The sequence below is a fragment of the Ruegeria sp. AE3 genome, from assembly GCF_056542225.1.
Genome location: NZ_JBQFZL010000002.1, coordinates 39611 through 65169, shown reverse-complemented (window position 1 = coordinate 65169; position 25559 = coordinate 39611). Strand labels below are relative to the sequence as shown.

27 protein-coding genes are annotated in these 25559 nt (G+C 58.4%); 14 read left to right on the top strand and 13 right to left on the bottom strand.

Annotated elements, in window-relative coordinates; genetic code table 11:
* The first annotated feature begins 4 nt into the window (after nt 1-4).
* Nucleotides 5-667 (top strand): DsbA family protein, encoded by a 663-nt coding sequence (locus tag ACR0NZ_RS07070; protein WP_267365070.1) that lies wholly within the window; start codon nt 5-7, stop codon nt 665-667.
* A 37-nt stretch (nt 668-704) separates the two neighbouring features.
* Here the strand turns inward: ACR0NZ_RS07070 and lpxK are convergent, their stop codons facing one another.
* The 5 genes from lpxK to ACR0NZ_RS07045 all read right to left on the bottom strand — a co-directional run bounded on the left by lpxK (nt 705) and on the right by ACR0NZ_RS07045 (nt 6744).
* Complete coding sequence (gene lpxK / locus ACR0NZ_RS07065) at nt 705-1706, bottom strand: tetraacyldisaccharide 4'-kinase (protein ID WP_480517869.1); 1002 nt, start codon at nt 1704-1706, stop codon at nt 705-707.
* On the bottom strand, nt 1693-2931 hold the full coding sequence (locus tag ACR0NZ_RS07060; protein ID WP_480517867.1) for a 3-deoxy-D-manno-octulosonic acid transferase: 1239 nt from the start codon (nt 2929-2931) through the stop codon (nt 1693-1695). The genes lpxK and ACR0NZ_RS07060 overlap by 14 nt, the downstream gene beginning before the upstream one ends.
* On the bottom strand, nt 2928-3728 hold the full coding sequence (locus tag ACR0NZ_RS07055) for an inositol monophosphatase family protein (RefSeq protein ID WP_480517865.1): 801 nt from the start codon (nt 3726-3728) through the stop codon (nt 2928-2930). The genes ACR0NZ_RS07060 and ACR0NZ_RS07055 overlap by 4 nt, the downstream gene beginning before the upstream one ends.
* Nucleotides 3715-5061, bottom strand: a complete 1347-nt coding sequence (locus tag ACR0NZ_RS07050) for a TldD/PmbA family protein (protein WP_480517864.1) — start codon at nt 5059-5061, stop codon at nt 3715-3717. Before ACR0NZ_RS07050 ends, ACR0NZ_RS07055 begins: the two co-directional genes overlap by 14 nt.
* Nucleotides 5062-5229: 168 nt before the next feature.
* The gene (locus tag ACR0NZ_RS07045; RefSeq protein WP_480517862.1) at nt 5230-6744 is read right to left on the bottom strand and encodes a DUF2125 domain-containing protein; all 1515 of its coding nucleotides are present in this window, start codon (nt 6742-6744) and stop codon (nt 5230-5232) included.
* Nucleotides 6745-6884: 140 nt separating this feature from the next.
* On the opposite strand from ACR0NZ_RS07045, the gene ACR0NZ_RS07040 reads away from it, so the two are divergent.
* From ACR0NZ_RS07040 to ACR0NZ_RS07030, 3 genes are read left to right on the top strand one after another with little or no spacing between them, the layout of a single operon-like run.
* Nucleotides 6885-7628: an SDR family oxidoreductase gene (locus tag ACR0NZ_RS07040; RefSeq protein WP_480517860.1), complete on the top strand. Its 744-nt coding sequence runs from the start codon at nt 6885-6887 to the stop codon at nt 7626-7628.
* A complete protein-coding gene (locus tag ACR0NZ_RS07035; protein ID WP_480517858.1) occupies nt 7625-8233 on the top strand; it encodes an enoyl-CoA hydratase/isomerase family protein in 609 nt (202 codons plus the stop codon). Before ACR0NZ_RS07040 ends, ACR0NZ_RS07035 begins: the two co-directional genes overlap by 4 nt.
* Complete coding sequence (locus tag ACR0NZ_RS07030) at nt 8230-8967, top strand: VOC family protein (protein ID WP_480517856.1); 738 nt, start codon at nt 8230-8232, stop codon at nt 8965-8967. The genes ACR0NZ_RS07035 and ACR0NZ_RS07030 overlap by 4 nt, the downstream gene beginning before the upstream one ends.
* Here ACR0NZ_RS07030 and ACR0NZ_RS07025 read toward each other — a convergent pair whose 3' ends face one another.
* On the bottom strand, nt 8968-9264 hold the full coding sequence (locus ACR0NZ_RS07025; RefSeq protein ID WP_480474152.1) for an HNH endonuclease: 297 nt from the start codon (nt 9262-9264) through the stop codon (nt 8968-8970).
* Between the two features lie 48 nt (nt 9265-9312).
* Between ACR0NZ_RS07025 and ACR0NZ_RS07020 the strand changes: the two genes are divergently transcribed.
* Nucleotides 9313-10494 carry a TIGR03862 family flavoprotein gene (locus tag ACR0NZ_RS07020; protein WP_480517854.1) on the top strand — a complete coding sequence of 394 codons (1182 nt, stop codon included), beginning with the start codon at nt 9313-9315 and terminating at the stop codon, nt 10492-10494.
* Nucleotides 10495-10498: 4 nt separating this feature from the next.
* Here the strand turns inward: ACR0NZ_RS07020 and holA are convergent, their stop codons facing one another.
* From holA to ACR0NZ_RS07000, 4 genes are all read right to left on the bottom strand, one after another.
* On the bottom strand, nt 10499-11527 hold the full coding sequence (gene holA, locus ACR0NZ_RS07015) for a DNA polymerase III subunit delta (protein WP_480474149.1): 1029 nt from the start codon (nt 11525-11527) through the stop codon (nt 10499-10501).
* Nucleotides 11524-12015 (bottom strand): LPS assembly lipoprotein LptE, encoded by a 492-nt coding sequence (gene lptE, locus ACR0NZ_RS07010; RefSeq protein WP_480517852.1) that lies wholly within the window; start codon nt 12013-12015, stop codon nt 11524-11526. Before lptE ends, holA begins: the two co-directional genes overlap by 4 nt.
* Nucleotides 12002-14539: a leucine--tRNA ligase gene (gene leuS / locus ACR0NZ_RS07005; RefSeq protein WP_480517850.1), complete on the bottom strand. Its 2538-nt coding sequence runs from the start codon at nt 14537-14539 to the stop codon at nt 12002-12004. Before leuS ends, lptE begins: the two co-directional genes overlap by 14 nt.
* Nucleotides 14540-14611: 72 nt before the next feature.
* Nucleotides 14612-15097: a DUF3576 domain-containing protein gene (locus ACR0NZ_RS07000; RefSeq protein ID WP_480476837.1), complete on the bottom strand. Its 486-nt coding sequence runs from the start codon at nt 15095-15097 to the stop codon at nt 14612-14614.
* Between the two features lie 281 nt (nt 15098-15378).
* Between ACR0NZ_RS07000 and ACR0NZ_RS06995 the strand changes: the two genes are divergently transcribed.
* Together ACR0NZ_RS06995 and ACR0NZ_RS06990 are read left to right on the top strand one after the other, a co-directional pair.
* Entirely contained in the window at nt 15379-16398 is a 1020-nt protein-coding gene (locus tag ACR0NZ_RS06995; protein ID WP_480517848.1) for a porin, read from the top strand.
* 99 nt (nt 16399-16497) lie between these two features.
* Nucleotides 16498-17157 (top strand): YggS family pyridoxal phosphate-dependent enzyme, encoded by a 660-nt coding sequence (locus tag ACR0NZ_RS06990; RefSeq protein ID WP_480517846.1) that lies wholly within the window; start codon nt 16498-16500, stop codon nt 17155-17157.
* Here ACR0NZ_RS06990 and ACR0NZ_RS06985 read toward each other — a convergent pair.
* Together ACR0NZ_RS06985 and ribA are read right to left on the bottom strand one after the other, a co-directional pair.
* Nucleotides 17141-17641, bottom strand: coding sequence for a L,D-transpeptidase family protein (locus tag ACR0NZ_RS06985; RefSeq protein ID WP_480517844.1), 501 nt, complete (start codon nt 17639-17641; stop codon nt 17141-17143). The two genes, ACR0NZ_RS06990 and ACR0NZ_RS06985, sit on opposite strands and share 17 nt — an antisense overlap.
* Nucleotides 17638-18729 (bottom strand): GTP cyclohydrolase II, encoded by a 1092-nt coding sequence (gene ribA / locus ACR0NZ_RS06980; protein WP_480517842.1) that lies wholly within the window; start codon nt 18727-18729, stop codon nt 17638-17640. The genes ACR0NZ_RS06985 and ribA overlap by 4 nt, the downstream gene beginning before the upstream one ends.
* 162 nt (nt 18730-18891) lie before the next feature.
* On the opposite strand from ribA, the gene ACR0NZ_RS06975 reads away from it, so the two are divergent.
* The 6 genes from ACR0NZ_RS06975 (at nt 18892) to ACR0NZ_RS06950 (ending at nt 22911) form a co-directional block, all read left to right on the top strand.
* Nucleotides 18892-19578 carry a response regulator transcription factor gene (locus tag ACR0NZ_RS06975; protein WP_171724917.1) on the top strand — a complete coding sequence of 229 codons (687 nt, stop codon included), beginning with the start codon at nt 18892-18894 and terminating at the stop codon, nt 19576-19578.
* Between the two features lie 238 nt (nt 19579-19816).
* Nucleotides 19817-20209, top strand: a complete 393-nt coding sequence (locus ACR0NZ_RS06970; protein ID WP_480517840.1) for a GFA family protein — start codon at nt 19817-19819, stop codon at nt 20207-20209.
* 73 nt (nt 20210-20282) lie between these two features.
* Nucleotides 20283-21071, top strand: coding sequence for an exodeoxyribonuclease III (locus ACR0NZ_RS06965; protein WP_480474141.1), 789 nt, complete (start codon nt 20283-20285; stop codon nt 21069-21071).
* A gap of 75 nt (nt 21072-21146) precedes the next feature.
* Nucleotides 21147-22061 (top strand): thioredoxin, encoded by a 915-nt coding sequence (gene trxA, locus ACR0NZ_RS06960; RefSeq protein ID WP_480474140.1) that lies wholly within the window; start codon nt 21147-21149, stop codon nt 22059-22061.
* A 26-nt stretch (nt 22062-22087) separates the two neighbouring features.
* On the top strand, nt 22088-22729 hold the full coding sequence (locus ACR0NZ_RS06955) for an LON peptidase substrate-binding domain-containing protein (protein ID WP_209504974.1): 642 nt from the start codon (nt 22088-22090) through the stop codon (nt 22727-22729).
* Complete coding sequence (locus ACR0NZ_RS06950) at nt 22726-22911, top strand: Trm112 family protein (protein ID WP_209504973.1); 186 nt, start codon at nt 22726-22728, stop codon at nt 22909-22911. The genes ACR0NZ_RS06955 and ACR0NZ_RS06950 overlap by 4 nt, the downstream gene beginning before the upstream one ends.
* On the opposite strand, the gene ACR0NZ_RS06945 is transcribed toward ACR0NZ_RS06950, so the two are convergent.
* On the bottom strand, nt 22908-24170 hold the full coding sequence (locus ACR0NZ_RS06945; protein ID WP_480517838.1) for an FAD-dependent monooxygenase: 1263 nt from the start codon (nt 24168-24170) through the stop codon (nt 22908-22910). The two genes, ACR0NZ_RS06950 and ACR0NZ_RS06945, sit on opposite strands and share 4 nt — an antisense overlap.
* Nucleotides 24171-24222: 52 nt before the next feature.
* On the opposite strand from ACR0NZ_RS06945, the gene ACR0NZ_RS06940 reads away from it, so the two are divergent.
* Entirely contained in the window at nt 24223-25551 is a 1329-nt protein-coding gene (locus tag ACR0NZ_RS06940) for an amidase (RefSeq protein WP_480517836.1), read from the top strand.
* The last annotated feature ends 8 nt before the right edge of the window (nt 25552-25559 follow it).

The following is a 25559-nucleotide window of genomic DNA, read 5'->3' as shown; positions in this document are numbered from 1 at the left end:
GAGAATGAGCCGTATTGCAACCGTAATCTGCGCGGCCGTCGCCGTGGCCGCTGGCGGCTATTGGGTGTCGCTGTCAAATTCCAACACAAGTTTTCCGCTGGTCAGTGCCGCCGAGGCGCAAGAGGCGGACCTGGATACATCCACAATCATTGACATGGTTCAGGGGGCCGAAGGGGCGCCTGTCGAAATCATCGAATACGCATCCTACACCTGCCCGCATTGCGCGAATTTCCACAAGAGCGCGTATAAACAGCTCAAGAAGGATTTCATTGACACCGGCAAGGTCAAGTTCACCTATCGTGAGGTCTATTTTGATCGCTACGGTCTGTGGGCGTCGATGGTGGCCCGCTGTGCCGGCCCCGAGAAATTCTTTGGCATCACTGATCTGATTTACGAAGGTCAGGCAGAATGGACGCGCGCAGGTGGCCCGGCCGAGATCGTCGATGAACTGCGCAAGATTGGTCGTCTGGCAGGTATTGATGGCGACCAGCTTGAGGCCTGTTTGCAGGATGGCACCAAGGCGCGGACATTGGCCGCGTGGTATCAGGAAAACGCTGAACGCGATGGAATTCAGGCAACCCCGTCCTTCATCGTGAACGGCAAGAAAGTTGACAATCAGTCCTACGCGGACTTCAAAAAGCTGATCGAAGCAGAGCTCGGCAGCTGACCCGAACCCGGCTGGCGCCACCGGGGGCCAGCCTGAGTTACTTTGGTGAAGGGACGGTTTTCAAAAGCATGTCCCTGACCACGTCGGCGTCTGAAATCTGAAGCCGAACCGGCAAAGTGATCACCTTGCTTCGGAAAGCGGGCGGCAGGCGAACGGCGTCTTTTTCGGTGGTGACCATCTGAGCGCTCAGCAAACGCGCCTCGTTTTCCAGCCGGGTCATCAGGGCCTGTGTCAACGGTTGGTGATCGTCCAACGCCTCGGCCCGGACCAGATCCACACCCAACCGACGCAGGGTTTGGAAGAACTTTTCGGGATAGCCGATTCCTGCAAACGCCAACGCACGCGTTTCTGACCAATCCATACCGGTTTGCAGGGGTTCGACTGCCCCGGTGACATGAGGAACGGTCAACCGGTCTTTCCAGTTGTTGGCAAACACCTTTTGTGCCGCCTCTTCCCCCAGGGACAGCACAAGGTCGGCCCGTTGCAGGCCGGTATCGACCGGCTCTCGCAGTGGACCGGCTGGCAGGCATAATCCGTTTCCAAATCCGCGCTGGGCGTCCACAACGATAATCGAGAAATCCTTGGCGACCGAAGGGTTCTGAAAACCATCATCCAGAACGATCACCGTTGCCCCCGCCGCGGCCGCTGCACGCGCACCCGCCGCCCGATCCTTGGCAACCCAGACCTCGGCAAACATCGCCAGCAACAGCGGCTCGTCCCCCACCTCGGCGGCGGTGTGCCTGCCCGGATCGACCTGCACCGGGCCTTCCAGTGACCCGCCATGTCCTCGTGTCACGACATGGGGCTTGTGCCAGGCATTGCCCAGTTGTTCGAGGGTCCAGATGACGGTGGGCGTTTTCCCGGTTCCACCTGCATTCAGATTGCCGATGCAGATCACGGGCACACCGGGATTTTCCCCCGATTTCGAGGCAATCCTGCGGGCTGTCGCTGCGGCATATAAGCGGCCCAGCGGGGCCAGCAGCCGTGCCCTCAGATCCGGCTGGTCCGGAGGAGTGTTCCAGAACTCAGGTGCCCGCATGATCTGCGCTCCTCTCGTCCAGAATATCCTGCACCAATTCGATGAGAGTGTCTGCCTGCGGCGCGCCTTCGGTGATTATCTGCCATCCTGCCAAAGCCATGTCAGCGGCGCGGTCCGGTGCCAGAAGCTGTACGACGGCATCGCCCAACTCGGTTGCTGACTTGACCTCCTTGGCTGCGCCTGCCTGTTGCAGGTGGGCGTAAAGCTCGTGATGGCGATGCACGAATGGTCCAGAAATTATGGCAGACCCCAGCGCGATTGCGTCGGACGGGTCCTGACCGCCTGCACCGCGTTCCAGTGAACTGGCCATGAACGTCACTGCCGACACACGGTGCCACAACCCCAGATTTTCTGGGTCCGCAGTCAGAACGACCTGCGTGCTGTCTTCGATCAAGTCGCCATCGTCCCAGTTGACACAGCGTAGATCCATCGCCTCCAGCCTCCGTTTTAGGGGGGCAGCTTCGTGAACGTCGGCGACGTGAAGTACAAGAACCAGCCGGTGCAAAAGGCGCAATGCCTGACGATGTGCTGTCAGAACCGAAATGAACTCTTTGTCCTGCACCCAGGCAGCCAACCAAACAGGTCGCCCTGCAAGCGTGTGGTTGGTTTCGATCAGCTCGTCTTCTGGCCAAGGTCTTGGATTTGGGCTGATGCGCAAAGGCGGCGATTCTTCGACTGTTGAAAACGGGATGCCAAGTCTCCGGATGTGACGGGCGGTTTCAGAATTTGCAGTCAGTATCTTGCGAAAGCAGCTAAAGGTCACTCTGGTTATGTCTGGCAGCCAGCGCGCGTTCCGGGACAGTGCAACGGTAAACTGGGCGTCAAACAACACAAGGGGTACAGCCTGTTCATCGGCTCGGGTTATGATGTTGGGCATCAAATCACCGCCGACCCAAATCCCGATACCTGGGCGCCAGTATTCGATAAAGTCACGCGCGGCCCCGCTCTGTTCCTGAGGCAGGTTGATCAGGGGAAAGCTGCATTCCGGCCAGGCAGACAGATCCGCGTCCGGCGGAGCGGTCAGTAGAAAATGCAGCTTGGATCGGGACTGAAGCAACCGGCGACAAAAATCACTCACCGCCCGCAGGCGGTCTGGCGTGGCGACGTGCATCCACACGACCTCGCCTTCGGGGCGTGGCAGGTCGGTTTTTACACCAACGCCGTTCCGCATTCTCCAGGACAGCACCCGATAAGCGGCAAGGCTTAATGAGCGCGGTTTGCTCATGCGCTGATTCCGGGCCCGATCGGGTCCAGCTGAGCAGACAGTTGCGCATGGATTGCGGTGCTGGCGGCGATTACGCCATTCAGCCTGGGGTGGGCATTGTTGAAGATCAGAGGATGACCCAAACGGTCTGAACTGACGCCGCCTGCCTCTCGGATGATCAGATCGCCAGCGGCAATATCCCATTCCCAGCTTGGGCGAAGGGTCAGCATGGCATCGAACCGCCCCTGCGCGACCAGCGCCATGCGATAGGCAAGCGAGGGACGGTACGCGCGGTGGAAGGCTGGAACATTCTGATTGCGCCAGTGCTGTGCGTCCAGATTTGGTTTGGCGGCCAGAACCTGCGACTGCAATAACTCAGACGTTTTCGACGTCGTGATCTTTTGCCCGTTGAGAGTTGCGCCCTGACCTTGCGCGGCAGCATAAAGCAAGTCGCGCATCGGCAGATAGATTACGGCGGAAGTCACAATGCCATCCACTGCAACAGCCAGCGAATGCGCCCAGGTGCGCGCGCCTTCGGTAAAGCTGCGGGTGCCGTCAATCGGATCGACGATAAAGGCATTGCTGCGGTCCAGCCGCTCGGGCGAATCCTCGGATTCCTCGCTGAGCCAGCCATAGCCCGGTCGCGCAGCGCACAGCTTTTCTTCCAGCATCGCGTTGACGGCCAGATCGGCCTCGGTCACCGGACCGGCGCCACCGGGTTTGTCCCAACGCTGTGCCTGCGTCCCGGAATAGCGTGTAGCGATCTTGCCGGCCTCAATCGCGGCCTCAATCAGAAGGGGCAGATCAGTTGCCGGCAAGTGTCATTCCTTCGATCAACAGCGACGGGACCACGCGCGACAAATATGGGCGGGCGTCATTGGCGGGAATGATCCGCCGCAGCATATCACGCAGATTGCCTGCGATTGTGCATTCGTTGACAGGATGCGTGATCACACCGTTTTCGACCCAAAAACCTGATGCACCACGGGAATAGTCGCCCGTATTGGGGTTGATCGTCGATCCGATCATGGACGTGACCAGCAAACCGGTGCCCATATCGCGCAACAGATCGTTGCGACTGCGGGTTCCCTGCGTAAGGCTCAGGTTCCAGTTGCTGGGTGAGGGTGGGCCGGACACACCGCGCGTAGCGTTGCCTGTTGAGTCCATTCCCAGCTTGCGGCCACTCGACAGATCCAGTGTCCAGCCCGTCAGGACACCGTTTTCCACGATCACCCGGCGCTGCGTGGGCAGACCTTCGGCATCAAATGGGCGCGAGCCAGAGATACGCGGGCGGTACGGATCTTCGATCAGTGACAGATGCGCGGGCAGCACGTCTTGCCCCAGGCAATCCTTCAGCCAAGACGCGCCGCGCGCAATCGCGGCCCCATTGCTGGCGGCCAGAAGATGCCCGATCAGCGAAGACGAGATACGTTCATCAAACAACACCGGGAAACTGCCGGTCGCCGGTTTGCGCGCGCCAACCTGTTGCACAGCGCGTTCCCCTGCTTTGCGCCCAATCTCAGCCGCGTCGCGCAAGTCGGATTGAAACGTCCGGCTGTCACCGTCATAGTCGCGCTCCATCCCGGTGCCTTCACCAGAGATCGCAACGCATGAGATGGATCGGCTGCTGCGCTCATACCCACCGGAAAACCCGTTTGTAGCCGCCAGATGCACCCGGTGCGTTCCGTAGCTTGCAGCCGCATCCGACACCTGCGTGACGCCTTTTACTGTCAGTGCTGCGGCCTCGGCGGCCAGCGCATCCTGCATCAGGCTTTCTGCGGACGGGGCCGGGGCGGAGTCCAGCAATTCCAGTGACTGAATATCCCAGTCACAGGCCAGTTGGCTTTTGTCCGCCAGCCCGGAATAGGGATCTTCGGGCGCTTCTTTTGCCATGGCCACGGCGCGTTCGGCCATCGCCGCAAGGGTTTCCGGGCGCCTGTCAGAGCTGGACACAATGGCTGACCGCTTGCCCAGAAACACACGCAAGCCCAGATCAGCGCCTTCCGAGCGTTCCGCATGTTCCAGTGCTCCGCCCCGCACATCGACCGAGACCGAGGACCCTTCGAGAACGATGGCATCTGCCGCTTCTGCGCCTGCCCGGCGAGCAACATCGAGCAATTGTTGGCTGATTTCTTCTGGTGAGCGGGTCATGAGGTCTCCGGGTTGATTGCCAAGGACCTAGCCTTGCACCGCCCGCCCCGCAAGACCTGTGACCGGATTGTGCTGTGTGGATCGGGATAAATCCATGCCGCTACCGGGTTTGGCACAAGGTTCACAGGAATGGAAAGGGCCGCACTGCGCGGCCCTTTCAGATAGGTATCACTTGATACGCTGGCCATTCGCCAAAATCTGACCGTCTTCCGTGAATTCGATGGTCGAGTTCAGGGTGTCAGGCTCATCGCCGGGGACAGCCATCAGACCCATCATCATCCGCGCGCCCAGTGCATCGTCGTCCGAAATGAGGCCCATGCCGATCAGCGTATCGATCAGCTGATTGGCGCCAACAAGTTTCAGGTTCGCCACGCCGCTTGGGCTAGGCATTCCGCCAAACTCTTCTGTGTTCGAATTGTCGAAGGCGAAATCGCCATCACCGGTCAGTTTGGCTCCAACCAACGAAACCAGAAGCTGGCTGATTTTCAGCGAATGTAACTCACCCGGAGCCTCATCCGACTCAACGTCGATTTCTGGATCGAAGATGTTCATCAGAACTTTTGCCGTGCCGGTCGTTTCCAGTGCGATTGTCGCCGGATCGCGGGGCAGCGCGCCTGCCGGGTCAAAAATGCCCCACAGGACATCAGACATGGTGAAATCGGTCATGTTGAGGCCAAAGGCGAAGGGCTGAATTTCGTCCGATTGCTGGATCGGGAATTCGAAGTTCAACCCTGCACTGGCCATGGACAACTCGATCGGGAACGGCAGATCCGCTGTTGTCACCGCCAGTTTGGTGCTGTTCTGCGCGATGTCATAGGTGATGCGCTCGGCGTCGATGCTGGCGGCAAAGTGCCCACCCTCCGAGGTGCTGTTCATCGAGAACGCCTGTCCTTCGCTGGTCCCGCTCAGATCGGTGCTGCCGGATGCATAGGTAAACGTGCCATCAAAGGCGAAACCCGCTTGGTAAAACGCCTGCGGATCAGACATGTCAAAATCCAGTGGGATCACGTTTTCGCCTTCAAAGGCCAGTTGGCCCAGTTGGCCATTGATCAGCCCGCTTTCACCACTTTCCGGATCCTGAAAGTTCAGGTTATAGGTCAGCGTATCGCTGTTGAATGTCTGAGTGATGTTTCGGTGTTCGCCGATTTGCATCCGCGACCGACCGGCCAGATCACCTGCTTCGACCGCGATGCTGAAAACCTCGTTCGGCAGCGGTTCGCCATCAACTTCAATCGAATCCAGCGCAATGCCCAGTTTGTCAGCGGTGTAGTCATAAGTCATGTCTTCGGGTGTACCCGAAACGACCATGTTCAGCTGGCTGTGCGAATAAATCACTTTGGCTGCAAACTCTTCATCGTCGGCTGTTCCCGTGACGTCCATGGGAAAGCTCTCGGGCAATCCGATGGTAACGGTTCCGTCACCATTTTCGGTCAGCGTCATTTCCGGCATGACCATCTGGAACTGCCCGTCTTCTTCCGGAAAGGTCAAAGAAAGTGTCATGTTCGAAATTGTGGTGACGTCACCGGCGATGCTTTCGTCGCCTGTAACGGTGTAGCCCATTGATGTGAAATAGCTTTGCCAGTCGGACCAGACATCATTTGCAGTAAGGTCGGCGAACGCGCCCTGGGTCGCGACGGCATAAGCCAGAACAGCACCGCAGCTGCGGTGGAGGAAAACGGACATAAGGTAACCCTTCTTGATCAATTTGCGGCGCATGGTCGGGGTTGTGGCACCTATCGTCAAGGGGGCAAGGGCTGGACCATTTCCCCGTTTCCGCGTTACGCCTGTTGCCGGGATCAATAACAATGCGTGAGGAGAGGCGAATGCAGGGGAAAACAGTTCTGATAACCGGGGCCAGCCGTGGCATCGGGGCCGAAGCGGGGCGCGTTTTTGCCGCAGCCGGGGCCAATGTCGCATTGGTGGCCCGCAGCCGCGATCAGATTGATGCCTTGGCCGCTGATCTGGGTGATCAGGCCATCGCGCTGGCCTGCGATGTCAGCGATTTCGCGCAGGTCGAGCAGGCTGTGGCCACATGTGTGGATCGGTTCGGCGGGCTGGATGTTCTGATTGGCAATGCCGGTGTGATCGATCCGATCTTTCATCTTTCCAACGCCGATCCTGAGGCCTGGAGCAAAGCCATCGACATCAACCTCAAAGGCGTTTTCTACGGGATGCGTGCGGCATTGCCGGTGATGCGGGCCGCCGGGGGCGGAAGCATTCTGACCGTCTCGTCCGGCGCGGCGTCCAACCCGGTTGAGGCGTGGAGCCATTATTGCGCGTCAAAGGCCGGGGCAAAAATGCTGACGGAATGCCTGCATCTGGAAGAAGCCCAACACGGCATTCGCGCAATGGGGCTGTCGCCGGGGACGGTTGCCACGGATATGCAGCGGTCCATCAAGGCAAGCGGCATCAATCCGGTCAGTCAACTGGATTGGGACGCGCATATTCCCGCAGACTGGCCAGCGCGTGCCCTGTTGTGGATGTGTTCCAAGGACGCGGATGAATACTTGGGAAAGGAAATCTCGCTGCGCCTGGAAGACATCCGAAAAAGGGTCGGGCTGATATGATCGACCTGACGAAACAGGATGGCCTGTGGGTCGTTACGATCAACAATCCCGAAAAGGCAAACGCCCTGACTGGAGCGATGCTGAATGAACTGGCCGGGATTGCCGAGGCCGCAACCAGCGCGCGGGCGCTGATCCTGACGGGCGCGGGCAAAGTGTTCAGCGCGGGGGCCGATCTGGACGAGGCGCGCGCCGGTCTGGCCACCTCTGACGTCTGGGAAAGACTGTCCGGTGCCATCGCCGCATTGCCCTGTCTGACCATTGCGGCATTGAACGGCACTCTGGCTGGCGGGGCCAATGGCATGGCTTTGGCCTGTGACCTTCGCATTGCGGTGCCAACGGCCAAGTTTTTCTATCCGGTGATGAAGCTGGGGTTTCTGCCGCAACCGTCCGATCCGAAACGGTTGGCGGCATTGGTGGGTCCGGCCAGAACTAAGTTGATCCTGATGTCAGGTCAGAAGATCACCGCGCAAGAGGCGTATGACTTTGGTCTGGTTGATCGGATTGTCGAATCCGATCACCTGATGAAAACCGCGCGTGAGCTTGTGACAGACAGCGTGAACGCTGACCCCGTTATTGCCAGGGACATCGCAAGGATGTGTTCATGAGGATTTCGGCCATTCGGTTGCGGGTCACTGACCCGAAAAGACTGGCCGTATTCTATCGCGACGTTCTGGGTATGCGGGTTTACCCGCAGAGGTCAGGTTGCCGCGTCGGCTACAACTCGGAAGATGCGGACCTGCTGCTGCTGCCGGGTGGCGGCGGATACACCCATGACCGGGGCCAAAGATATTGGAAGATCGGAATTACCGTCCCTGATGTCGATCTTGCGGCAGCGCATTTGCGCGCGCTGGGTACTGCGGTAAGCGCGCCGAGCCAGTTTTTGGATATCGGGTACATGTGCCATCTGGCTGATCCCGAAGGGTTTGTCATCGAATTGCTGCAGCATGATTTCGAAGGCAACAAACCGGCGCAGGTGGCAGATCCGGATGCTCCGTTTGCGCAGGCCCGGATCGGTCAGATAACCCTTCGGACCGGTGATATCGCGGGTGAGGACGCGTTTTGGCGCGCGCAAGGTATGTCCTTGCTGTCAATGCAGGAGGTGGCCCCCCATGGCTTTGATCTGCATTTCTATGCCTTTACCGACGAAACCCCTCCAAACGCCGATTTGTGGGCCGTCGAGAATCGCGAGTGGTTGTGGAAACGACCGTATACGACACTGGAATTCCAGCATCTTGCGGGTGCAGAGTTTGCGCCTGTACCGGATTACCGGGGAATAGAAGTCGAAGGGTTGGCCGCACCTTTGAAAGACGCCTTTGACGATACGGTCTTGCCGGGCTGATCACCTGTTGCGTCGCTTGCCCGGAACTTTCGACCGAAATCCGGGTGGGCGTTTACGCACCCATATCAGGAATTTCTCAAGCCTGGGATGCGCGCGCAAGGCTGCGATCGTGTTGTAACAGCGCGCCAGTTCGGCCTCGGTCAGGGTGGCATGGACTTCTTTGTGGCAAATCTGGTGCAGAAGAACGGTGGGTCCGCCCTTGCCTCCTTTGAGTTTTGGGATCAGATGATGCAGGCTGCCACCCCCGCTGGGGATCGGGCGGTCGCAGAGCGGGCAGATCGGATCGTTGTTCGCCATAATGGTTTGAAACTTGCGCCGATAGATGGCGAAGGCAAGAGGGTGCGAATGGCGCAGGCAGTCGTGATCGGAGCAGGCCCCGCAGGGTTGATGGCGGCCGAGCAACTGGCCGAGGCCGGGCATTCCGTGCTGGTTGCCGAAGCCAAGCCCTCGGTTGCACGCAAATTTCTGATGGCTGGTAAATCGGGGCTGAACCTGACAAAGGACGAACCGCCTGAGACACTGATGCGGTCTTATGCCGATGCGGCGGACTGGTTGCGCCCGATGATCACCGCCTGTGATGCGCAAGCCGTGCAGCACTGGGCGCGTGGACTGGGACAGATATTATTCACAGGTTCTACCGGGCGGGTTTTTCCCGAGGCCATGAAGGCGTCGCCTTTGTTGCGCGCATGGCTTGCGCGACTGGGCACAGCCGGGGTTGAGATCAAAACCCGTTGGCGATGGAAAGGTTGGGAAGCTGATGCGCTGGTATTCGACACACCGGCCGGGCCGCAAAACCTGACTGCTGCTGTAACCGTGCTTGCGCTGGGCGGGGCCAGCTGGGCCCGCCTTGGGTCGGATGGTCATTGGGCGCAAATCCTGTCTGACAGGGGCGTCGAACTGGCACCGTTTGAACCTGCGAATTCAGCCCTGTCGGTGGACTGGAGCACTCATATGCAGCCACATTTCGGGGCGGCGCTGAAGTCGGTTCGGTGGAAGGCCGGTGACCTGGATAGCCGCGGCGAGGCTGCGATCTCGGCAACCGGGCTGGAGGGAGGGGGGCTTTACACTCTCACCCCTGCTTTGCGCAAAGGGCAGCTACTTTTTGTCGATCTGGTGCCCGACCTGGAACAGCAGTCCTTGCAGGCGCGTTGGTCTTCCAGAAAGTCGAAAACCACACTTTCGCAATGGTTGAGAAAGTCGTTGAACCTGTCACCGCAGAAGATCGCCGTGTTTCACGAGATGGCAATACGCAGTCACTTGCCGCTGCCCGGCGAAGTGGCGGTCCTCAAGAAACTGCCAATCCTGCACGCGGGGCTGCGACCGATGGATGAGGCCATTTCGACGGCAGGTGGCGTGACACGATCCGCGTTGGGTGACGGGCTGATGCTGAAGACCATGCCGGGCGTGTTCTGCGCCGGTGAGATGCTGGATTGGGAAGCGCCGACCGGGGGGTATCTTTTGACAGCCTGTCTTGCCACTGGCCGCTGGGCCGGTCGGGCCGCTGCCGATTGGCTGGATCAGGGCTGATAACTCAGCGCGACCGCGCAAGCATCGCCAGACGAATCATTGCGCGCTCGACCAGTGCCATTGAGGGGGCGGTCTGTCCGGCGGAGCGCAGGGAGAGGTCGGTATCCGTCAGAACGGTCAGAGCAGTTTGCAGCTTGGGCGCGCCCCAGCCCTGTGCCTGACGCAGAATACGGTCACGCCGTTTGCCGTAAACCGGCGGACGCAACTTGCCGATACCCTGCGCCGCACCACCGGGATCCGAGGCGCAGGCATAAAGGGTGCGGAAATGCCGGGTTGCCCCAATACACAGAGTTACCCCGTTGGTACCCTGTGCCTGCAAACGCCGGATCAGTGGTCCGATCTCACCGGCGCGGCCTTCTGCAACCACGTTCAGCACGTCGTCAAGCGCCGCCTCGGTCGAACGCGGGGCGCAGGCTTCGATGTCTTCCATGGTCAACTCAGAGTTGTCACCGCGCTTGTAGAGCGACAGTTTCTCAATGGTTTGGGTAAAGTCACCAGGGCTGAGACTGTTGGCCAGTTCGTTGATGGCAGACGTGACATCGCGGGGGATGTTATTCAGATGCGCCTCGGTCAGAACCCGCTCGACCTCTGCACGCGATGGCGGGTCGTCATAAATGCCTATCGCATAGGCCGCGGGATGCCCTTCGAACGCTTTGCGGATTTTTGAGTTTGGTTTCAGCTGACCAGCCGTCACGATGATCTGAGCGTCGCCGGGGGTCCAATCTTCAAGTGCGGCCAGAATCGCAGGCGAGGCGGTTTCGGTGGCGTCTTCCACAAACACCGCGCGCGGGCCGGGGAAAAACCCAACCGCCTTGACCGCGTCCAGCAGAGACGCCGGATCGCCGCGCAAGTCGCCACCCGGCAGGCGGGTCAGGCGCATTTCCTCTTCCGCACCAGGACCAAGCAGGGCGGCCAGAACCTGCTGCCGCTTAAGCGCCACCCGCATGGCATCCGCACCATAGATCAGCAGCCCGGTCTTGTCCGCATCCGGCTTGGCGAAATACCCGTCAGCCTCGCGCGGGCTCAACTTCATTTGGACAAGCCCGGTGTTGAATACAGGCGGTTCACTATATGCCCGGACAGGATCACCATCAGGCGTTCTTTCGCATCGCGTTCGTCAGCCAGCGTAGACACGGTAGAGCCCGAAGCAGAATAGCCCACAAAATCGGTTACGGTGCCGGACGCTGCGACTTGTCCAGTTTCATTAGATTTCAACGCGTATTGGGCCCGTCCATCAATCGTGTACCGCGTTGTCTCGTTCGTCGTGGTGATGGCCGCGCCGCGGGTTTCGGTCGAGACCTGAACATCCAGAGCGTAATCGCTGATAGAGCCCGCGCTGCGGCCCAGTTGTTGTTCAAGGTTCTGAACCAGAAGATAGCTTTCAACGGTATTTGGCGCAGATACCGCCACCCGACCGAACAAGGCAGAGCCCGACCCACTCGGAGCATAAACCGGTTGAAAGCCGCAGGCAGCCAGCGCCAGCGGCATCACAAGCAATGTTCTGCGATCAAACAACGACATTCACGATCCGGCCCGGAACAACGATAACTTTCTTCGGCGCGTTGCCATCCAGCGCCTTTTGGACAGCTTCGGTGCTGAGCGCGATATTTTCAACCTCGGCTTTGTCCATATCTTTTGGAACGCTGATTTCCGCGCGACGCTTGCCGTTGATCTGGATCGGCAGGGTGACGGTGTCATCAACCAGCATCGCTTCATCTGCGACGGGCCACGGGGCGACAGCCACAAGGCCCTCACCGCCCTGATGCGCCCAGATATCTTCCGCCAGATGTGGCGTCATCGGCGACATCAACTGGGCCAGTGTTTTGATTGCCTGTTTCTGAGCCGCCGCACCGGCCTTGGATTTTGCCAGTGTATTGGTGAAGGCGTACAGTTTGGCGATGGCTGCGTTGAAGCCAAAGCTTTCGACACCTAATGTCACGTCGCGGATGGTTTTGTGCATCTCGCGCAACAGATCCTCATCGCCTTCGCCCGCTGCATCGGCGTCCATGGCGCCGATCCTGTCACACAGATTCCAAACGCGATTCAAATGCTTATAGGCGGCTTCGGCCCCTGCCGCCGTCCATTCCACGTCCCGCTCGGGTGGCGAATCGGACAACACGAACCAGCGGGCCGTGTCGGCCCCAAAGGCCGAAATGATGCTGACCGGGTCGACCACGTTTTTCTTGGATTTCGACATCTTGGCTGAGGGGATGATTTCGACCTCTGTGCCATCGGCCAGTTTGCCGTTGGTTACATCCTCGGGCAGGTGATAGACCGGGCGGCCGTTGGCGTCGCGCGTCTGGTAAATCTCATGCGTCACCATGCCTTGCGTGAACAGCGCGTCGAACGGCTCGATGGCCTTCTTCGGCAAGTGCCCGGTGAGGTGCATCGCCCGCGCAAAGAACCGGGAATAAAGCAGGTGCAGAATCGCGTGCTCAATGCCGCCGATATACTGGTCGATATTCATCCAATATTCGGCCTCGGCCAGATCGGTGGGTGTTTCCGCACGCGGAGCGGTAAAGCGCGCGAAATACCACGACGAATCGACGAAAGTATCCATCGTGTCGGTTTCGCGCTTGGCCGGTGCGCCACAAGACGGGCAGGAACAATCGCGCCAGGTCGGGTGGCGGTCCAGCGGGTTACCCGGTTTGTCGAATGTGACATCGTCGGGCAGGCGGATTGGCAGGTTTTCTTTTTTCTCGGGAACCACACCGCAGCTTTCGCAATGCACGACGGGAATCGGACACCCCCAATAGCGCTGACGGCTGAGGCCCCAGTCCCGCAGACGGTATTTGGTGACACCCTCGCCCCAACCGGCTTGTTCAGCAAAATCGACGGTGGCGTTGATGGCTTCTTCGCCTGTCGCTTCGGTCAAACCGGCGAAGTGGTTCACCCAGCGGACTTTCTCGGTTTTCGGCGGGACGAATGCAATTTTGTCGACCGGCGTGTCGTCATCCAGTGCAAAGAATGTGTCGACCACAGGAAGGCCGTATTTGCGGCAAAAGTCGAGGTCACGCTGATCATGCGCAGGGCAGGCAAAGATTGCGCCCGTGCCGTAATCCATCAGGATGAAATTGGCGATCCAGACCGGCAGTTCCCAGCTCGGGTCCAGCGGGTGCTTGACCTTGATGCCTGTGTCAAAGCCCAGCTTTTCGGCGGTTTCTATGGCTTCCTCAGTGGTGCCACCTTTGCGACATTCGGCCACGAATTCAGCCACTTCTGGATTTTCGTCTTCAAGCTGTTTTGCGATCGGGTGATCGGGCGAGATGCCAACGAAAGATGCGCCCAGCAGCGTGTCGGGGCGGGTTGTATAGACGGTGATCGGATCGCCGCCGTCTGTGCGTTCAAAGCCGAATTGCAGACCACGGGATTTGCCGATCCAGTTCTCCTGCATCAGGCGCACTTTGGCGGGCCAGTTGTCCAGAGTGTCCAGCGCATCCAGCAATTCTTCGGAATAGTCCGAGATCTTGAAGAACCACTGGGTCAGCTCGCGTCGCTCTACCAATGCACCCGAACGCCAGCCACGACCATTTTCAACCTGCTCGTTGGCCAGAACGGTCATGTCGACCGGGTCCCAGTTCACCACAGCGTTTTTGCGATAGACCAGCCCGGCATCGAGCATATCGAGGAACAGCGCCTGTTGCTGGCCGTAATACTCGGGGTCGCAGGTCGCGAATTCACGAGACCAGTCGATGGACAGGCCAAGTGGTTTCATCTGGTCGCGCATGTCGGCGATGTTGCTGTAGGTCCAGTCCTTCGGATGACCCCCGATGGCCATCGCGGCATTTTCCGCAGGCATCCCGAATGCGTCCCAGCCCATCGGGTGCAGCACGTTATGGCCTGTCGCCAGCTTGTGCCGGGCGATCACGTCACCCATCGTATAGTTGCGCACATGCCCCATATGGATTCGGCCAGACGGGTAGGGAAACATCTCAAGCACATAGTATTTCGGCTTGTCCGCCTTGTGGTTAGCGGTGAAGATCCCGGCCTTGTCCCAGGCCTCCTGCCATTTTGCTTCGATTTCAGTGGCCGAGTAGCGCGACATTGTGCGGTCCTTCGTGAATGAAAACGCCGGGTAGGAACCCGGCGTGGTAATATTGTGATTTTCGGCGGGTTGCTAGAACTTGTTGTCTGCTATGCGTAGTTGCCGGGCGCGCGACAGAATCGCATCCTCGACTGCGCGGGATGTTGCCGCACTCACCGGAGCCCCCCCGCTTGATTGCAGCGCAACCGACAAAGAGCGCGCGGCAAGCGCCGGATCGCTGATATGAACAGTTGCCCGGTAGGATCGGCCGCCGCCCGGAGGCGTGCCATAACCCGTTACGATTACACCGGTAAACGGATCAACCTCTTGCACTGGCAGAAAGCTCAGCACATCCAGCGAAGCCGCCCAAAGATACCGGTTCACGTTTGTTGTCTGTTCGGCGGTGCTGCGGTCAAAGATGTCCCAGATAGTTGCCCGCTCGGGGTCATTCAGCTCCTGTTCGTCCGAATTGCCGCCAGCGATGTTGGGGGAGTATGTTGTTGAAGCGTTTCGATTCTGCCCACATGCCGAAAGAGCGGCGGTCAGCAGGATCATTCCCAAAATCGTCGGCAGGCGCATTGCAAACAGGTCCTGTTTCACATGTTCTACAGTATTCAGGGGATACTCCTAGCCAAGGACCCCCGCTGCAACAAGCCCATTCTTCTGAAATGTAAGTGTATCAGCTGCATCGGGGCGAAAACTGACTGTGGCATCCTTGCACCAATTTGACCTCAATGACGCTGACGTCTTTATGCCAAGCTTGCGCAAAGGGGGCAAAAAGAGCGAAACGGTGTCCGTGCTGAGACATGTGCCGAGGCATATGTCGAGTAGATAACTCTTTTGAAACCGAGGGAAACAAGATGAAAAAAGTTCTCTTCGCATCGACGGCGCTGATCGCGACCGCAGGCGTTGCAGCAGCTGAAGTTAACTTCAGCGGTTATGGCCGCTTTGGTATTGGCTACGTTGAAGATCGTAGCGGTACCGTTGTAAACTTCGTAACAACCGGTACCACAACGACAACTGGTACTGCGGTTGTTCAAACAAGCGACGCGATCCTGGTCTCGCGCTTCCGTCTGAACATCGACGGTATTGCAGAAACCGACGGTGGCGTTCGTTTCGAAGGCCGCGTTCGTCTGCAAGCTGACGAAAACAGCGGCAACGGTGAAGCAAACTCCGCCGGTCTGAACGGTGCACGCTTCTCGGTCATCTACGGTGGCCTGCGTGTTGACGCCGGTAACGTTGCAGGTGCCTTCGACAACCTGGCAAACTACTACGGCAACGAAGTTGGTCTTGAGCTGTTCGCAGGTCAGTACTCGGGTGTTGACTACAGCTTCCTGGGTTACTCGTCGACCGGTTCGGGTTCGAACGCCGTGTTCTTCCAGTACTCGGTTGGCGACTTCTCGTTTGGCGCATCGTACGACCAAGCGACTGTAGCTCTGAACGGTGCACCTATTAGTGCAGACCGTTGGGACATCAGCGCAACCTACACCTTCAACAACATCACAGCTGCTTTGGCCTACGGCCAGACCGACGCTGGTGTTGCTGGTGTAAGCGATCCGAGCCTGACCGTTCTGACCCTGGGTGGTGAATGGGGTGACTTCGGCGGTACTCTGTTTGTTGCAGACGACGCAACTCAGGTTGCAGCAACTGACGGCACCGCATGGGGTCTGTCGGCAACCTACAACGTTGGCGCCGCAACAACCCTGATCTTCGCTTACGGCGACGGTAACGCGTCTGCTGATACTCAGCAGGTTGCTGTTGGCGCGATCTACGACCTGGGCGGCGGTGCATCGCTGCGCGGTGGTATCGGTGTCAACGACTGTGACATCTGCACAGACTCGACCATGGTTGCTGACTTCGGTGCTCAGTTCAACTTCTAAGCTGATCTGAACCGCAAGGTTTAAGGGCGGGTCTTCGGACTCGCCCTTTTCTTTTGCGCCGACTTGGTGTTTTTCTGCGCAAAACAGGATGAGGGTCCCATGTCGCTGCAAGACATCACCGCACGTATCGCCAAAGCCGAAGCCAGGTCGGACAGACCGGCTGGTTCTGTCAAACTGATTGCCGTGTCCAAAGTGCAGCCGAATGAAAGGGTGCAGGCCGTTCTTGAGCAGGGGCACAGATGTTTTGGCGAGAATCGCGTGCAGGAAGCAGCAAGCAAGTGGCCCGCGTTCAAAGAACGGTTCGAGGGTATTGATCTGCACCTCATTGGCCCGTTGCAGACCAACAAGGCCCGTCACGCAATGGAACTGTTTGATGCGATCCATTCGGTAGATCGACCCAAACTGGCCAAGACACTGGCGCGTTTGGCACAGGAAATGGGAACCTGTCCGGACCTGTTCATTCAGGTCAACACCGGTGAGGAAGACCAAAAGGCCGGTATCCTTCCTGCGGACGCGGATGGTTTCATTGCCGAGTGCAGGTCATTGGATCTGCCTGTGTGTGGATTGATGTGCATTCCCCCGGTCGATGAAGAGCCGACTTTGCACTTTGCGCTATTGGCCAAAATCGCCGCACGCAACGGGCTTGATGGATTGTCTATGGGAATGAGTCAAGATTTCGAACAGGCCATCGCCCTTGGCGCGACACATGTGCGCGTTGGCTCGGCCATCTTTGGCGAACGGGTTAAACCTCAGGAATGATCAGCCGTGATCCGGGGGCAATGTGCCCTGCGATCCAGTGCAGATGGTCCCGGCGAAAGGCAATGCAGCCTTCGGTTGGATAACCGGGTCTGCGCCATTGGTGCAGAAAAATCGCTGACCCTCTGCCCGGAACGGCGTTTGGCCAGTTCCAGTCGGTCAACAGAATCAGATCATATAACGGGTCGGCGCGGCGCAGCTTTTCGTGGCTGAATGCATAGGGTGCGCTGACCATGTGGTTGTATCTGCTTTCAGACACGTCGTCAGACCACAAGTCCCGTGGGCCAATGGCACGGGCCCATTTGCTGGGGGCGGCCATTCGGTCGGCCCGGTACAGCATACCGACGATTCGATGATGTCCGGTTGGGGTCGCGCCATCGCCTTCGCGTTTTGCGTTGCTCAACCCGCCTTTGCCCACGGAACAGGGGAACTCCCTGCCAAGAAACCGGATGCCGCGCGGGGTCAGAACAAGATCGTTTGGGGTCAAAGCAGATGGCCCGACTTCTTGGCCTTGGTTGCCAGGTATCCCCGGTTGTGAGAGGTTTCGCCAACCCTCAGAGGGACACGCTCGGTTACTGCGATACCTGTTCGCTCCATCATGGCGATCTTGGCCGGGTTGTTGGTCAGCAAGCGGACAGAATTGAAGCCCAGCGACTTCAATATGTCCGACCCAAGCCGAAAATCACGCTCATCGTCCTCAAAACCCAACCTGTGGTTCGCCTCAACGGTATCAAAACCCTGATCCTGAAGGAAATAGGCGCGCATTTTGTTGGCCAGACCGATACCGCGCCCTTCCTGATTCAGGTACAAAAGAACGCCTGCACCTTCTGCCCCCATTTGTTCCAGGGCACCGCGCAGTTGCGGGCCGCAATCACATTTCAGGCTTCCCATCAGATCGCCGGTGAAACAGGCAGAATGCAATCGGGCCAGCACAGGCTTGTCGCGGTCTGGGCGTCCGATCTCGACGGCGTAGTGCTCTTCACCACCGTCTTCAGGTCGGAAGACGTGCAACCGACCGGCTTCGGACACCTCCATCGGAAGGCGGGCCGCGACGACTTCGTGCAAAGTGCTGCGATCCGCCAGATGAGGTGTGGCGCGCGTGTGATCAATGCATGTAAGACCGTGCGACGCGGCAAATGCCCTGCCGTCCTCGACAGGTACCACGACCACAGCGGGAAGGATACGCGCGGATTTCGCCAATTCAATTGCGATACGGTGCAGATTGGCATTACCGTGCCGCTCGGTCATCAACGGGCCCTTCATGGGCGCGTTCAGATCGTCGGAAGGATCGGCAACCGCCTGTACCCATGCGATATCCGCATCCGCCGGGATCGATACACGTGCCAGATCCCCGTCGTAAGCCCGCGCTTTCAGGGTTTCAGCACGTCGCCCAGTTATGGCCACCACCGGACTCCCTAGTTTTTTCAGGTCGGCCAGACGCTGCGGGCTGAGCGTTTCGGCAGAAACCGCAAGCACGCTGAAGCCGCTGTCATCAGTCAGTGCAACGGGAACGCCCATGCGCAAATCAGCCCGGGCCCGGGCGAGAAGTTCCGTGATATCGGGGATGAGACTCATCAATGTTACCCTATAACGCTCAATCTTTCTCCTAGCTCTTTCGAAAGGAAATGTGAAACATTTCCGCGAACTCTGACACGAAGGCGTGAAACGGTTGCAGCAAATCTTGTTGATTGCATATTCCACGCGCAAGTGATGGAAAAGCGTTTGGAGGACCGGGAAATGGCTCAACTCAAGAAAATCCTGCTGGTGGACGATGACGAGGATCTGCGCGAGGCGCTCAGCGAGCAACTTGTCATGACCGAAGACTTTGACGTGTTCGAGGCGTCGGACGGTCACTCTGCCATGGAGCGCGCGCGCGAAGCGATCTATGATCTGGTCATTCTTGATGTGGGTCTGCCGGATACCGACGGGCGCGAACTGTGCCGCCTCATGCGCAAACAGGGTGTCAAAAGCCCGATCCTGATGCTGACCGGTCATGACAGCGATGCCGATACGATCCTGGGCCTGGATGCCGGCGCGAATGACTATGTTTCGAAACCATTCAAATTCCCGGTGCTTCTGGCACGCATCCGTGCGCAGCTTCGCCAGCACGAACAATCCGAGGACGCAGTATTTGTACTTGGCCCCTATACGTTCAAACCGGCGATGAAGATGCTGATTACGGAAGAGGACAGAAAAATCCGCCTGACCGAGAAGGAAACCAACATCCTCAAATTTCTGTACCGCTCGACCGACGGCGTGGTGGCACGGGATGTGCTGCTTCACGAAGTTTGGGGGTATAATGCTGGTGTTACAACGCATACGCTGGAAACCCACATCTACCGCCTGCGTCAGAAGATTGAGCCCGATCCGTCAAATGCGCGCCTTTTGGTCACAGAATCCGGTGGATATAGGCTGGTGTCTTAACTGGGTGTGGATTGACTTGGATCAAAGTGATACCCTGTACTCATAATTAGGTTACTCCCAACCCGCGCATGTCCGGGTTATGACATGCACCTCCCTGTTGGACTGCCGGGCCGAATGGCCCGGCTTTTTTCTTTTCTGAAGGGCGAGATCATGCGCCGCCTATACCGTCACAGGCGTTGCGAAATCCATTTTGTTCCTGTAATGTTCTAATTCTTGCGAAAGGTTGGAGGAGCGCGTGATGATCGAAGGAAGCTGTTTGTGCGGGGCGGTGAAGTTTAACCTGAAGTCTCAACCATCCGTGATGGGAACCTGCCATTGCTCAAGATGCAGAAAAGCCGGGGCCAGCACAGTCGTATTTGTCAACAAAGAAGACTTGGTGTGGGTTAGGGGAAGGGAAAACGTAACGCTGCACCAGCCTGATCCGCCTTACAAATACGGCAGGTGTTTCTGCACGAAATGCGGGACATCTTTGGGCGAAATCACTTCAGAAGCAGACAGTTTTCCAATCGCTGCAAACGCATTGGATACTGGGTTAAAGCAGAAAGTTCAGTTTCACGAATTTGTTTCGGAAAAGCCGGACTGGTACGAGATTTGCGACGATGCCCCCCAAAATGAAAGCCACCCGTCCTAGCTTTTCTTTTCTGATGGTACCCCATCCCCCACCGCGTTAACCTTCGCCAAATCGCGACAGAGGAATCCTCGCCATGCCCTTCACACTTGCCACCTGGAACATCAACTCGGTCCGACTGCGCGAACCTATCGTGCTGAAACTGTTGGAAGAAGAGGCACCGGATGTTCTGTGTTTGCAGGAATGCAAGTCTCCGGTTGAAAAGATCCCGACCGAAGGGTTCGCGGAGCTGGGCTATACCCACATGATTGCCCGTGGCCAGAAAGGATATAATGGCGTCGCCATCCTGTCCCGCCTGCCGATAGAGGAGGTGGGCGACATGGATTTCGCAGATCTCGGCCACGCACGCCACATAGCCGGGCGGTTGGAGAATGGTGTCACGATCCACAACTTTTATGTTCCCGCTGGCGGTGATGTGCCAGATCGTGAAGTGAATGAGAAATTTGGCCAAAAGCTCGACTATCTCACGGGCATGCGCGATTGGTTCCACGCGGAAAAGCCGGAAAAATCCATCCTCGTCGGCGATCTGAACATTGCTCCGCGAGAAGATGACGTCTGGTCGCACAAACAATTGCTCAAGATCGTCTCGCACACTCCGATTGAAGTGGAACATCTGGCCGAGACCCAGGACGCGGGTGGTTGGGTCGATATCACCCGGCAGGATATTCCCGAAGGGCAGCTTTTCAGCTGGTGGTCCTACCGGGCCCGCGACTGGGATGCGGCAGACAAGGGGCGGCGGCTGGATCATGTCTGGGCCACGCCCGATATTTCGAATGCGGGTCATTCCAGTCGCATTCTGCGGGATGCGCGTGGGTGGGAGAAGCCCAGCGATCATGCGCCGGTCTTTGCGACTTTCGACATCTGAACTGAAACTCTGCCCTTGGTTTCTGCGACAAGCGATTGCATATAGAGCGCAAGTTCGAACGAAAGAGTGATTGCCATGGACATCCTGAACGGCGCAGCCGCCCCAGCCACCGATCTGATCAAGGACGGGACCGAGGCCACTTTCATGGTCGATGTGGTCGAAGCTTCGCAGGAAACGCCTGTTATCGTTGACTTCTGGGCACCTTGGTGCGGCCCGTGCAAGACGCTGGGCCCGATGCTGGAAGACGCTGTTACCGCCGCCAAAGGCGCGGTGAAGATGGTCAAGATCAACGTGGACGAGGCACAGATGATCGCCTCGCAAATGCGCATCCAGTCGATTCCAACGGTCTACGCGTTTTTTAAAGGGCAACCCGTGGACGGTTTTCAGGGCGCGCTGCCGGGGTCCGAGATCAAGGCTTTCGTAGACCGCGTGATCGAGGCGTCAGGTGGGGAAAGCCCCGGTGGTCAATTGGATGACGCGGTAGTTGCCGCCGAAGAAATGCTGAGCGAAGGCGCAGCGGCAGATGCCGCGCAGACTTTTGCCGCCGTTCTTGGCGAAGACCCGAACCACGCGGCAGCATATGGCGGGCTGGTGCGGGCACATATCGCCACTGGCGATCTGGAGCATGCCGAGGCCATCCTGAACGGTGCACCGGCTGAAATATCCAACTCGGCCGAGGTCGAGGCTGCGCATGCGCAATTGCAACTGGCCAAGCAAGCGGCTGATGCGGGTCCGGTGGCTGATCTGACAGCGGCCGTTGAAGCAGACCCCGAAAATCTTCAGGCCCGGTTTGACCTGGCACAGGCATTGCATGCGAACGGCGAAGTGGAAGAAGCCGTGGCGCAATTGCTGGAATTGTTCCGCCGGGATCGTGAGTGGGATGACGGGGCCGCCAAGACCCAGCTTTTCACGATCTTTGATGCGCTCAAGCCCAATGACCCGATCGTTCTGAACGGTCGCCGCAAACTCAGCTCGATGATATTTGCCTAATTTCTGATCAGAGCTAGAATTGGGACATGATGCATCCCGCCGATCTGCCGGACACCGTATCCGTGTTCCCCTTGCCCGGGGCGCTGTTGTTGCCCCGCTCGCGCTTGCCGCTTCACATCTTCGAGCCGCGCTATTTGCAAATGCTGGACGATGCGCTCAAGACCAAGGAACGGCTGATTGCGATGGTCCAGCCAAATCCTTCGGCCCATGATGAGAACAAACTGCACCGCATCGGATGCGTCGGGCGTGTGACCCAGTTTTCCGAAACGGAAGATGGCCGTTATCTGATCACGCTGACCGGTGTGTCCCGGTTCCGCGTGGTTTCAGAGTTGGACGCTTTCACGCCATACCGGCGGTGCGAAGTTTCGTGGGACGGCTTTGACAGGGATCTGGGCAAGGCCGAAAACGACGACAGGTTCAATCGCACCAAGTTCCTAGCTTTGCTGGAACGCTTCTTTTCGTCCCGGCAATTGTCCACCGATTGGGCTTCTCTGAAAGATGCCGAGGATGAATTGCTGGTGAACTCGCTGTCCATGTTGCTGGACTTTGACCCGGAAGACAAACAGGCCTTGTTAGAGGCCCCTTGCCTGCGCACACGGCGCGAGACGCTGATGACATTGATAGAATTCGCAATGCGAGGCGGATCGAATGAGGAAAAACTGCAATGACTGACCCTGAACACGCCTTTGATCGCCGCATGCTCGAAGCTCTGGTCTGCCCGCAGACGCAAACGACCCTGCGCTATGACGCCGAAAGGCAGGAACTTGTGTCACAGGCCGCAGGTCTGGCTTTTCCCATCCGCAACGGCATTCCGGTCATGCTGGTCGACGAGGCACGGCAGCTGGACTAAATTGGCTGCCCTTGCAGCAGCTTGGGCAAATCTCCGGTCAAACCGGCGGCTTCGCGGACGAAACCGCGCTGCAACCCCGGCAGTGCGCCGACAATTCCCATACCAACGTCTCGCCCAATGCGCAGCAACGGGTTGTCGTTCGAGAACAGTTTGTTGAAAACATCCGTTGCCATCGCAAGAGCAGCGGTGTCGAACCTGCGCCATTCCTGATAGCGTTCCAGCACCATAAGCGACCCGATGTCTTCGCCGCGCCGCCCTGCCAAGGTCAGAACCTCTGCCAGCGCGCCGACATCACGCAGACCGGCGTTAAGGCCCTGACCGGCAATCGGGTGCATCCCGTGGGCGGCATCCCCGACCAGTGCCAGACGATCAGCGACAAAGGAATTGGCGATGGTCAGGTTCAAAGGATAGGTGAAACGATCTCCTGCCAGGCGGATTTCACCTAGGAAATCGCCGAACCGTGGGCGTAGGACTTGCAGATAGTCGCCCTCGGGCAGGGCGTTGATCTGTTGCGCGGCCTTGGTGCGTTCGCTCCATACAATGGAACTGCGATTGCCGGTCAGCGGCAGAATCGCCAAGGGGCCTGGCGGCATGAAGAACTGATGGGCAATGCCGTGATGCGGCAGCTCGTGTTCAATGGCGCAGACAAGTGCGGTCTGGCCATACTCCCAACCTGTGCGCTTGATACCTGCGCGGCGCGCGGTGCCGCTGTGGCGGCCGTCACACCCAACCAGCAGGCTGCTGTTCACAGTCGAACCATCGTCCAGCGTCACGGTCACTCCAGTGGTGTCGGCTTGTTGCGACACAACAGTCTTGCCACTCAGCTGAGTGATGCGGGGCTCATCAGCCATAGCGTCCAGAAAGGCGCGGCGCAGGTGACGGTCTTCGACCATATACCCCATCGGGCCTTCTTCTATTTCGGCGTGGTCGAAATGCATGAAAAACGGTGACGGGCCTGTACCGGCGTGGCCGTCTGTGACCTTGATCTCCAGCATCGGTTGGGCGTGTTCCGCAACGCGGTCCCAGACACCGATGGCAGCCAGCAAGCGCTGTGACGCCAAGGCCAGCGCATAGGCTCGCCCGTCGAATGCCGCATTCTTGCGGACCTTCTCTTCCAGCGCATCAATCACTGTGACCGAATGTCCGGTTTGTGCCAGAGCCAATGCCAAAGCCGGGCCGTTCAGCCCGCTGCCCACGATCAGAATGTCAGATGCCTGTGTCATGCCCTGCAATATGCGCGCCCTTTCGGGATTGTCCATGTGCAGTCCTGTCGCTACCGTTCTTTCAAGCCAAAAAGCAGGAGGGGGCGGGATGCAGGATTGGTTGACCATGACGGCGTGTGATTTGGGCCGTGGAATTGGGATGGGCCAGATCGATCCGGTTGAATTGACGGAAACCTACCTGTCCGCAATAGACGCCCATCCGCACCGCGACCGCATCTATGCCCGCGTCACCCATGACCGCGCCCGCGCCGAGGCCGAAGCCGCGCAGCAACGCGCGAAGATGGGATTGCGGCGGTCGTTGCTGGATGGGGTTCCCATTAGCTGGAAAGACCTGTTCGACACCGCTGGTACTGCGACCGAGGCCGGGTCGGCGCTTTTGAAAGACCGGGTGCCGGACGCGGATGCACTTGTGGTACGCAACGCAACCCAGATGGGAACGGTCTGTCTGGGTAAGACGCATATGAGCGAGCTGGCCTTTTCCGGCCTTGGATTGAACCCGATCACTGGTACGCCGCCTTGCATTGACGATGAGGACGCCGTGCCTGGCGGTTCATCTTCAGGCGCGGCGGCTTCGGTTGCGTGGGGTTTGGCAGCTGGGGGTATCGGGTCCGATACTGCTGGGTCAGTACGCATCCCATCGGCTTGGAACAATTTGGTTGGACTAAAAACCACCGCCGGGCGGATAAGTTTGGAAGGGGTTGTACCTCTGCGCCTTCGGTTTGACACGGTGGGCCCTTTGGCGCGCTCAGTTGAAGACGCAGCACATATGCTGGCTTTGCTTGAGGGCGGAACGCCTGCCGATCTGCGAGGTGCAAACTTGAAAGGCCGCCGTTTTGCAGATTTGCAAAACGTGGTTAAAGACGATTTGCGCGATGTACCGCGAGTCGCTTATGAGATTGGTTTGGAACGACTTCGAGACGCAGGCGCAAAGGTTATACCTCTTGAGGTTCCCGAACTTCACAACGCAATGTCCCTGTCTAGTGTTGTCGATCCCACCGAATCGTACGGACTGTGGCGAGATGTGATCGAAGCGAATCCTGATGTAATGTATCCTCCGATACTGGAACGGTTCCGGGCTGGAAAAGACGTATCCGGTCCGGACTACGTCGCTGCGTGGTCGAAGCTGGAAGCCTGTCGCGCGGCATGGGATACCGCCACCGCCGGGTTCGATGCCGTTCTTGCGCCAACCGTTCCCAATCTGCCACCCAATCTGGACCGGTTGATGACCGATCACGACTATTACGTGACTGAAAACCTGCTGGCCCTTCGCAACACGCGGATCGGCAACCTGATGGGGCTTGCGGCGCTGACCCTGCCCACCGGAACGCCCGGTTGCGGGCTGATGATGATGGGGTATCCGAACTCGGAAGAGGCCCTGTTGCGGTTGGGGTCAGCGGCAGAATCGGCATTGGCTTGAATGCCACA

Bases quoted from the DNA above. Each gene is read 5' to 3' on its own strand.
- ACR0NZ_RS07070 (WP_267365070.1), top strand. From the start codon at position 5: ATGAGCCGTATTGCAACCGTAATCTGCGCGGCCGTCGCCGTGGCCGCT.
- lpxK (WP_480517869.1), bottom strand. From the start codon at position 1,706: ATGCGGGCACCTGAGTTCTGGAACACTCCTCCGGACCAGCCGGATCTG.
- ACR0NZ_RS07060 (WP_480517867.1), bottom strand. From the start codon at position 2,931: ATGAGCAAACCGCGCTCATTAAGCCTTGCCGCTTATCGGGTGCTGTCC.
- ACR0NZ_RS07050 (WP_480517864.1), bottom strand. From the start codon at position 5,061: ATGACCCGCTCACCAGAAGAAATCAGCCAACAATTGCTCGATGTTGCT.
- ACR0NZ_RS07045 (WP_480517862.1), bottom strand. From the start codon at position 6,744: ATGTCCGTTTTCCTCCACCGCAGCTGCGGTGCTGTTCTGGCTTATGCC.
- ACR0NZ_RS07040 (WP_480517860.1), top strand. From the start codon at position 6,885: ATGCAGGGGAAAACAGTTCTGATAACCGGGGCCAGCCGTGGCATCGGG.
- ACR0NZ_RS07035 (WP_480517858.1), top strand. From the start codon at position 7,625: ATGATCGACCTGACGAAACAGGATGGCCTGTGGGTCGTTACGATCAAC.
- ACR0NZ_RS07030 (WP_480517856.1), top strand. From the start codon at position 8,230: ATGAGGATTTCGGCCATTCGGTTGCGGGTCACTGACCCGAAAAGACTG.
- ACR0NZ_RS07025 (WP_480474152.1), bottom strand. From the start codon at position 9,264: ATGGCGAACAACGATCCGATCTGCCCGCTCTGCGACCGCCCGATCCCC.
- ACR0NZ_RS07020 (WP_480517854.1), top strand. From the start codon at position 9,313: ATGGCGCAGGCAGTCGTGATCGGAGCAGGCCCCGCAGGGTTGATGGCG.
- holA (WP_480474149.1), bottom strand. From the start codon at position 11,527: ATGAAGTTGAGCCCGCGCGAGGCTGACGGGTATTTCGCCAAGCCGGAT.
- lptE (WP_480517852.1), bottom strand. From the start codon at position 12,015: ATGTCGTTGTTTGATCGCAGAACATTGCTTGTGATGCCGCTGGCGCTG.
- leuS (WP_480517850.1), bottom strand. From the start codon at position 14,539: ATGTCGCGCTACTCGGCCACTGAAATCGAAGCAAAATGGCAGGAGGCC.
- ACR0NZ_RS07000 (WP_480476837.1), bottom strand. From the start codon at position 15,097: ATGCGCCTGCCGACGATTTTGGGAATGATCCTGCTGACCGCCGCTCTT.
- ACR0NZ_RS06995 (WP_480517848.1), top strand. From the start codon at position 15,379: ATGAAAAAAGTTCTCTTCGCATCGACGGCGCTGATCGCGACCGCAGGC.
- ACR0NZ_RS06990 (WP_480517846.1), top strand. From the start codon at position 16,498: ATGTCGCTGCAAGACATCACCGCACGTATCGCCAAAGCCGAAGCCAGG.
- ribA (WP_480517842.1), bottom strand. From the start codon at position 18,729: ATGAGTCTCATCCCCGATATCACGGAACTTCTCGCCCGGGCCCGGGCT.
- ACR0NZ_RS06975 (WP_171724917.1), top strand. From the start codon at position 18,892: ATGGCTCAACTCAAGAAAATCCTGCTGGTGGACGATGACGAGGATCTG.
- ACR0NZ_RS06970 (WP_480517840.1), top strand. From the start codon at position 19,817: ATGATCGAAGGAAGCTGTTTGTGCGGGGCGGTGAAGTTTAACCTGAAG.
- ACR0NZ_RS06965 (WP_480474141.1), top strand. From the start codon at position 20,283: ATGCCCTTCACACTTGCCACCTGGAACATCAACTCGGTCCGACTGCGC.
- trxA (WP_480474140.1), top strand. From the start codon at position 21,147: ATGGACATCCTGAACGGCGCAGCCGCCCCAGCCACCGATCTGATCAAG.
- ACR0NZ_RS06955 (WP_209504974.1), top strand. From the start codon at position 22,088: ATGATGCATCCCGCCGATCTGCCGGACACCGTATCCGTGTTCCCCTTG.
- ACR0NZ_RS06950 (WP_209504973.1), top strand. From the start codon at position 22,726: ATGACTGACCCTGAACACGCCTTTGATCGCCGCATGCTCGAAGCTCTG.
- ACR0NZ_RS06945 (WP_480517838.1), bottom strand. From the start codon at position 24,170: ATGGACAATCCCGAAAGGGCGCGCATATTGCAGGGCATGACACAGGCA.
- ACR0NZ_RS06940 (WP_480517836.1), top strand. From the start codon at position 24,223: ATGCAGGATTGGTTGACCATGACGGCGTGTGATTTGGGCCGTGGAATT.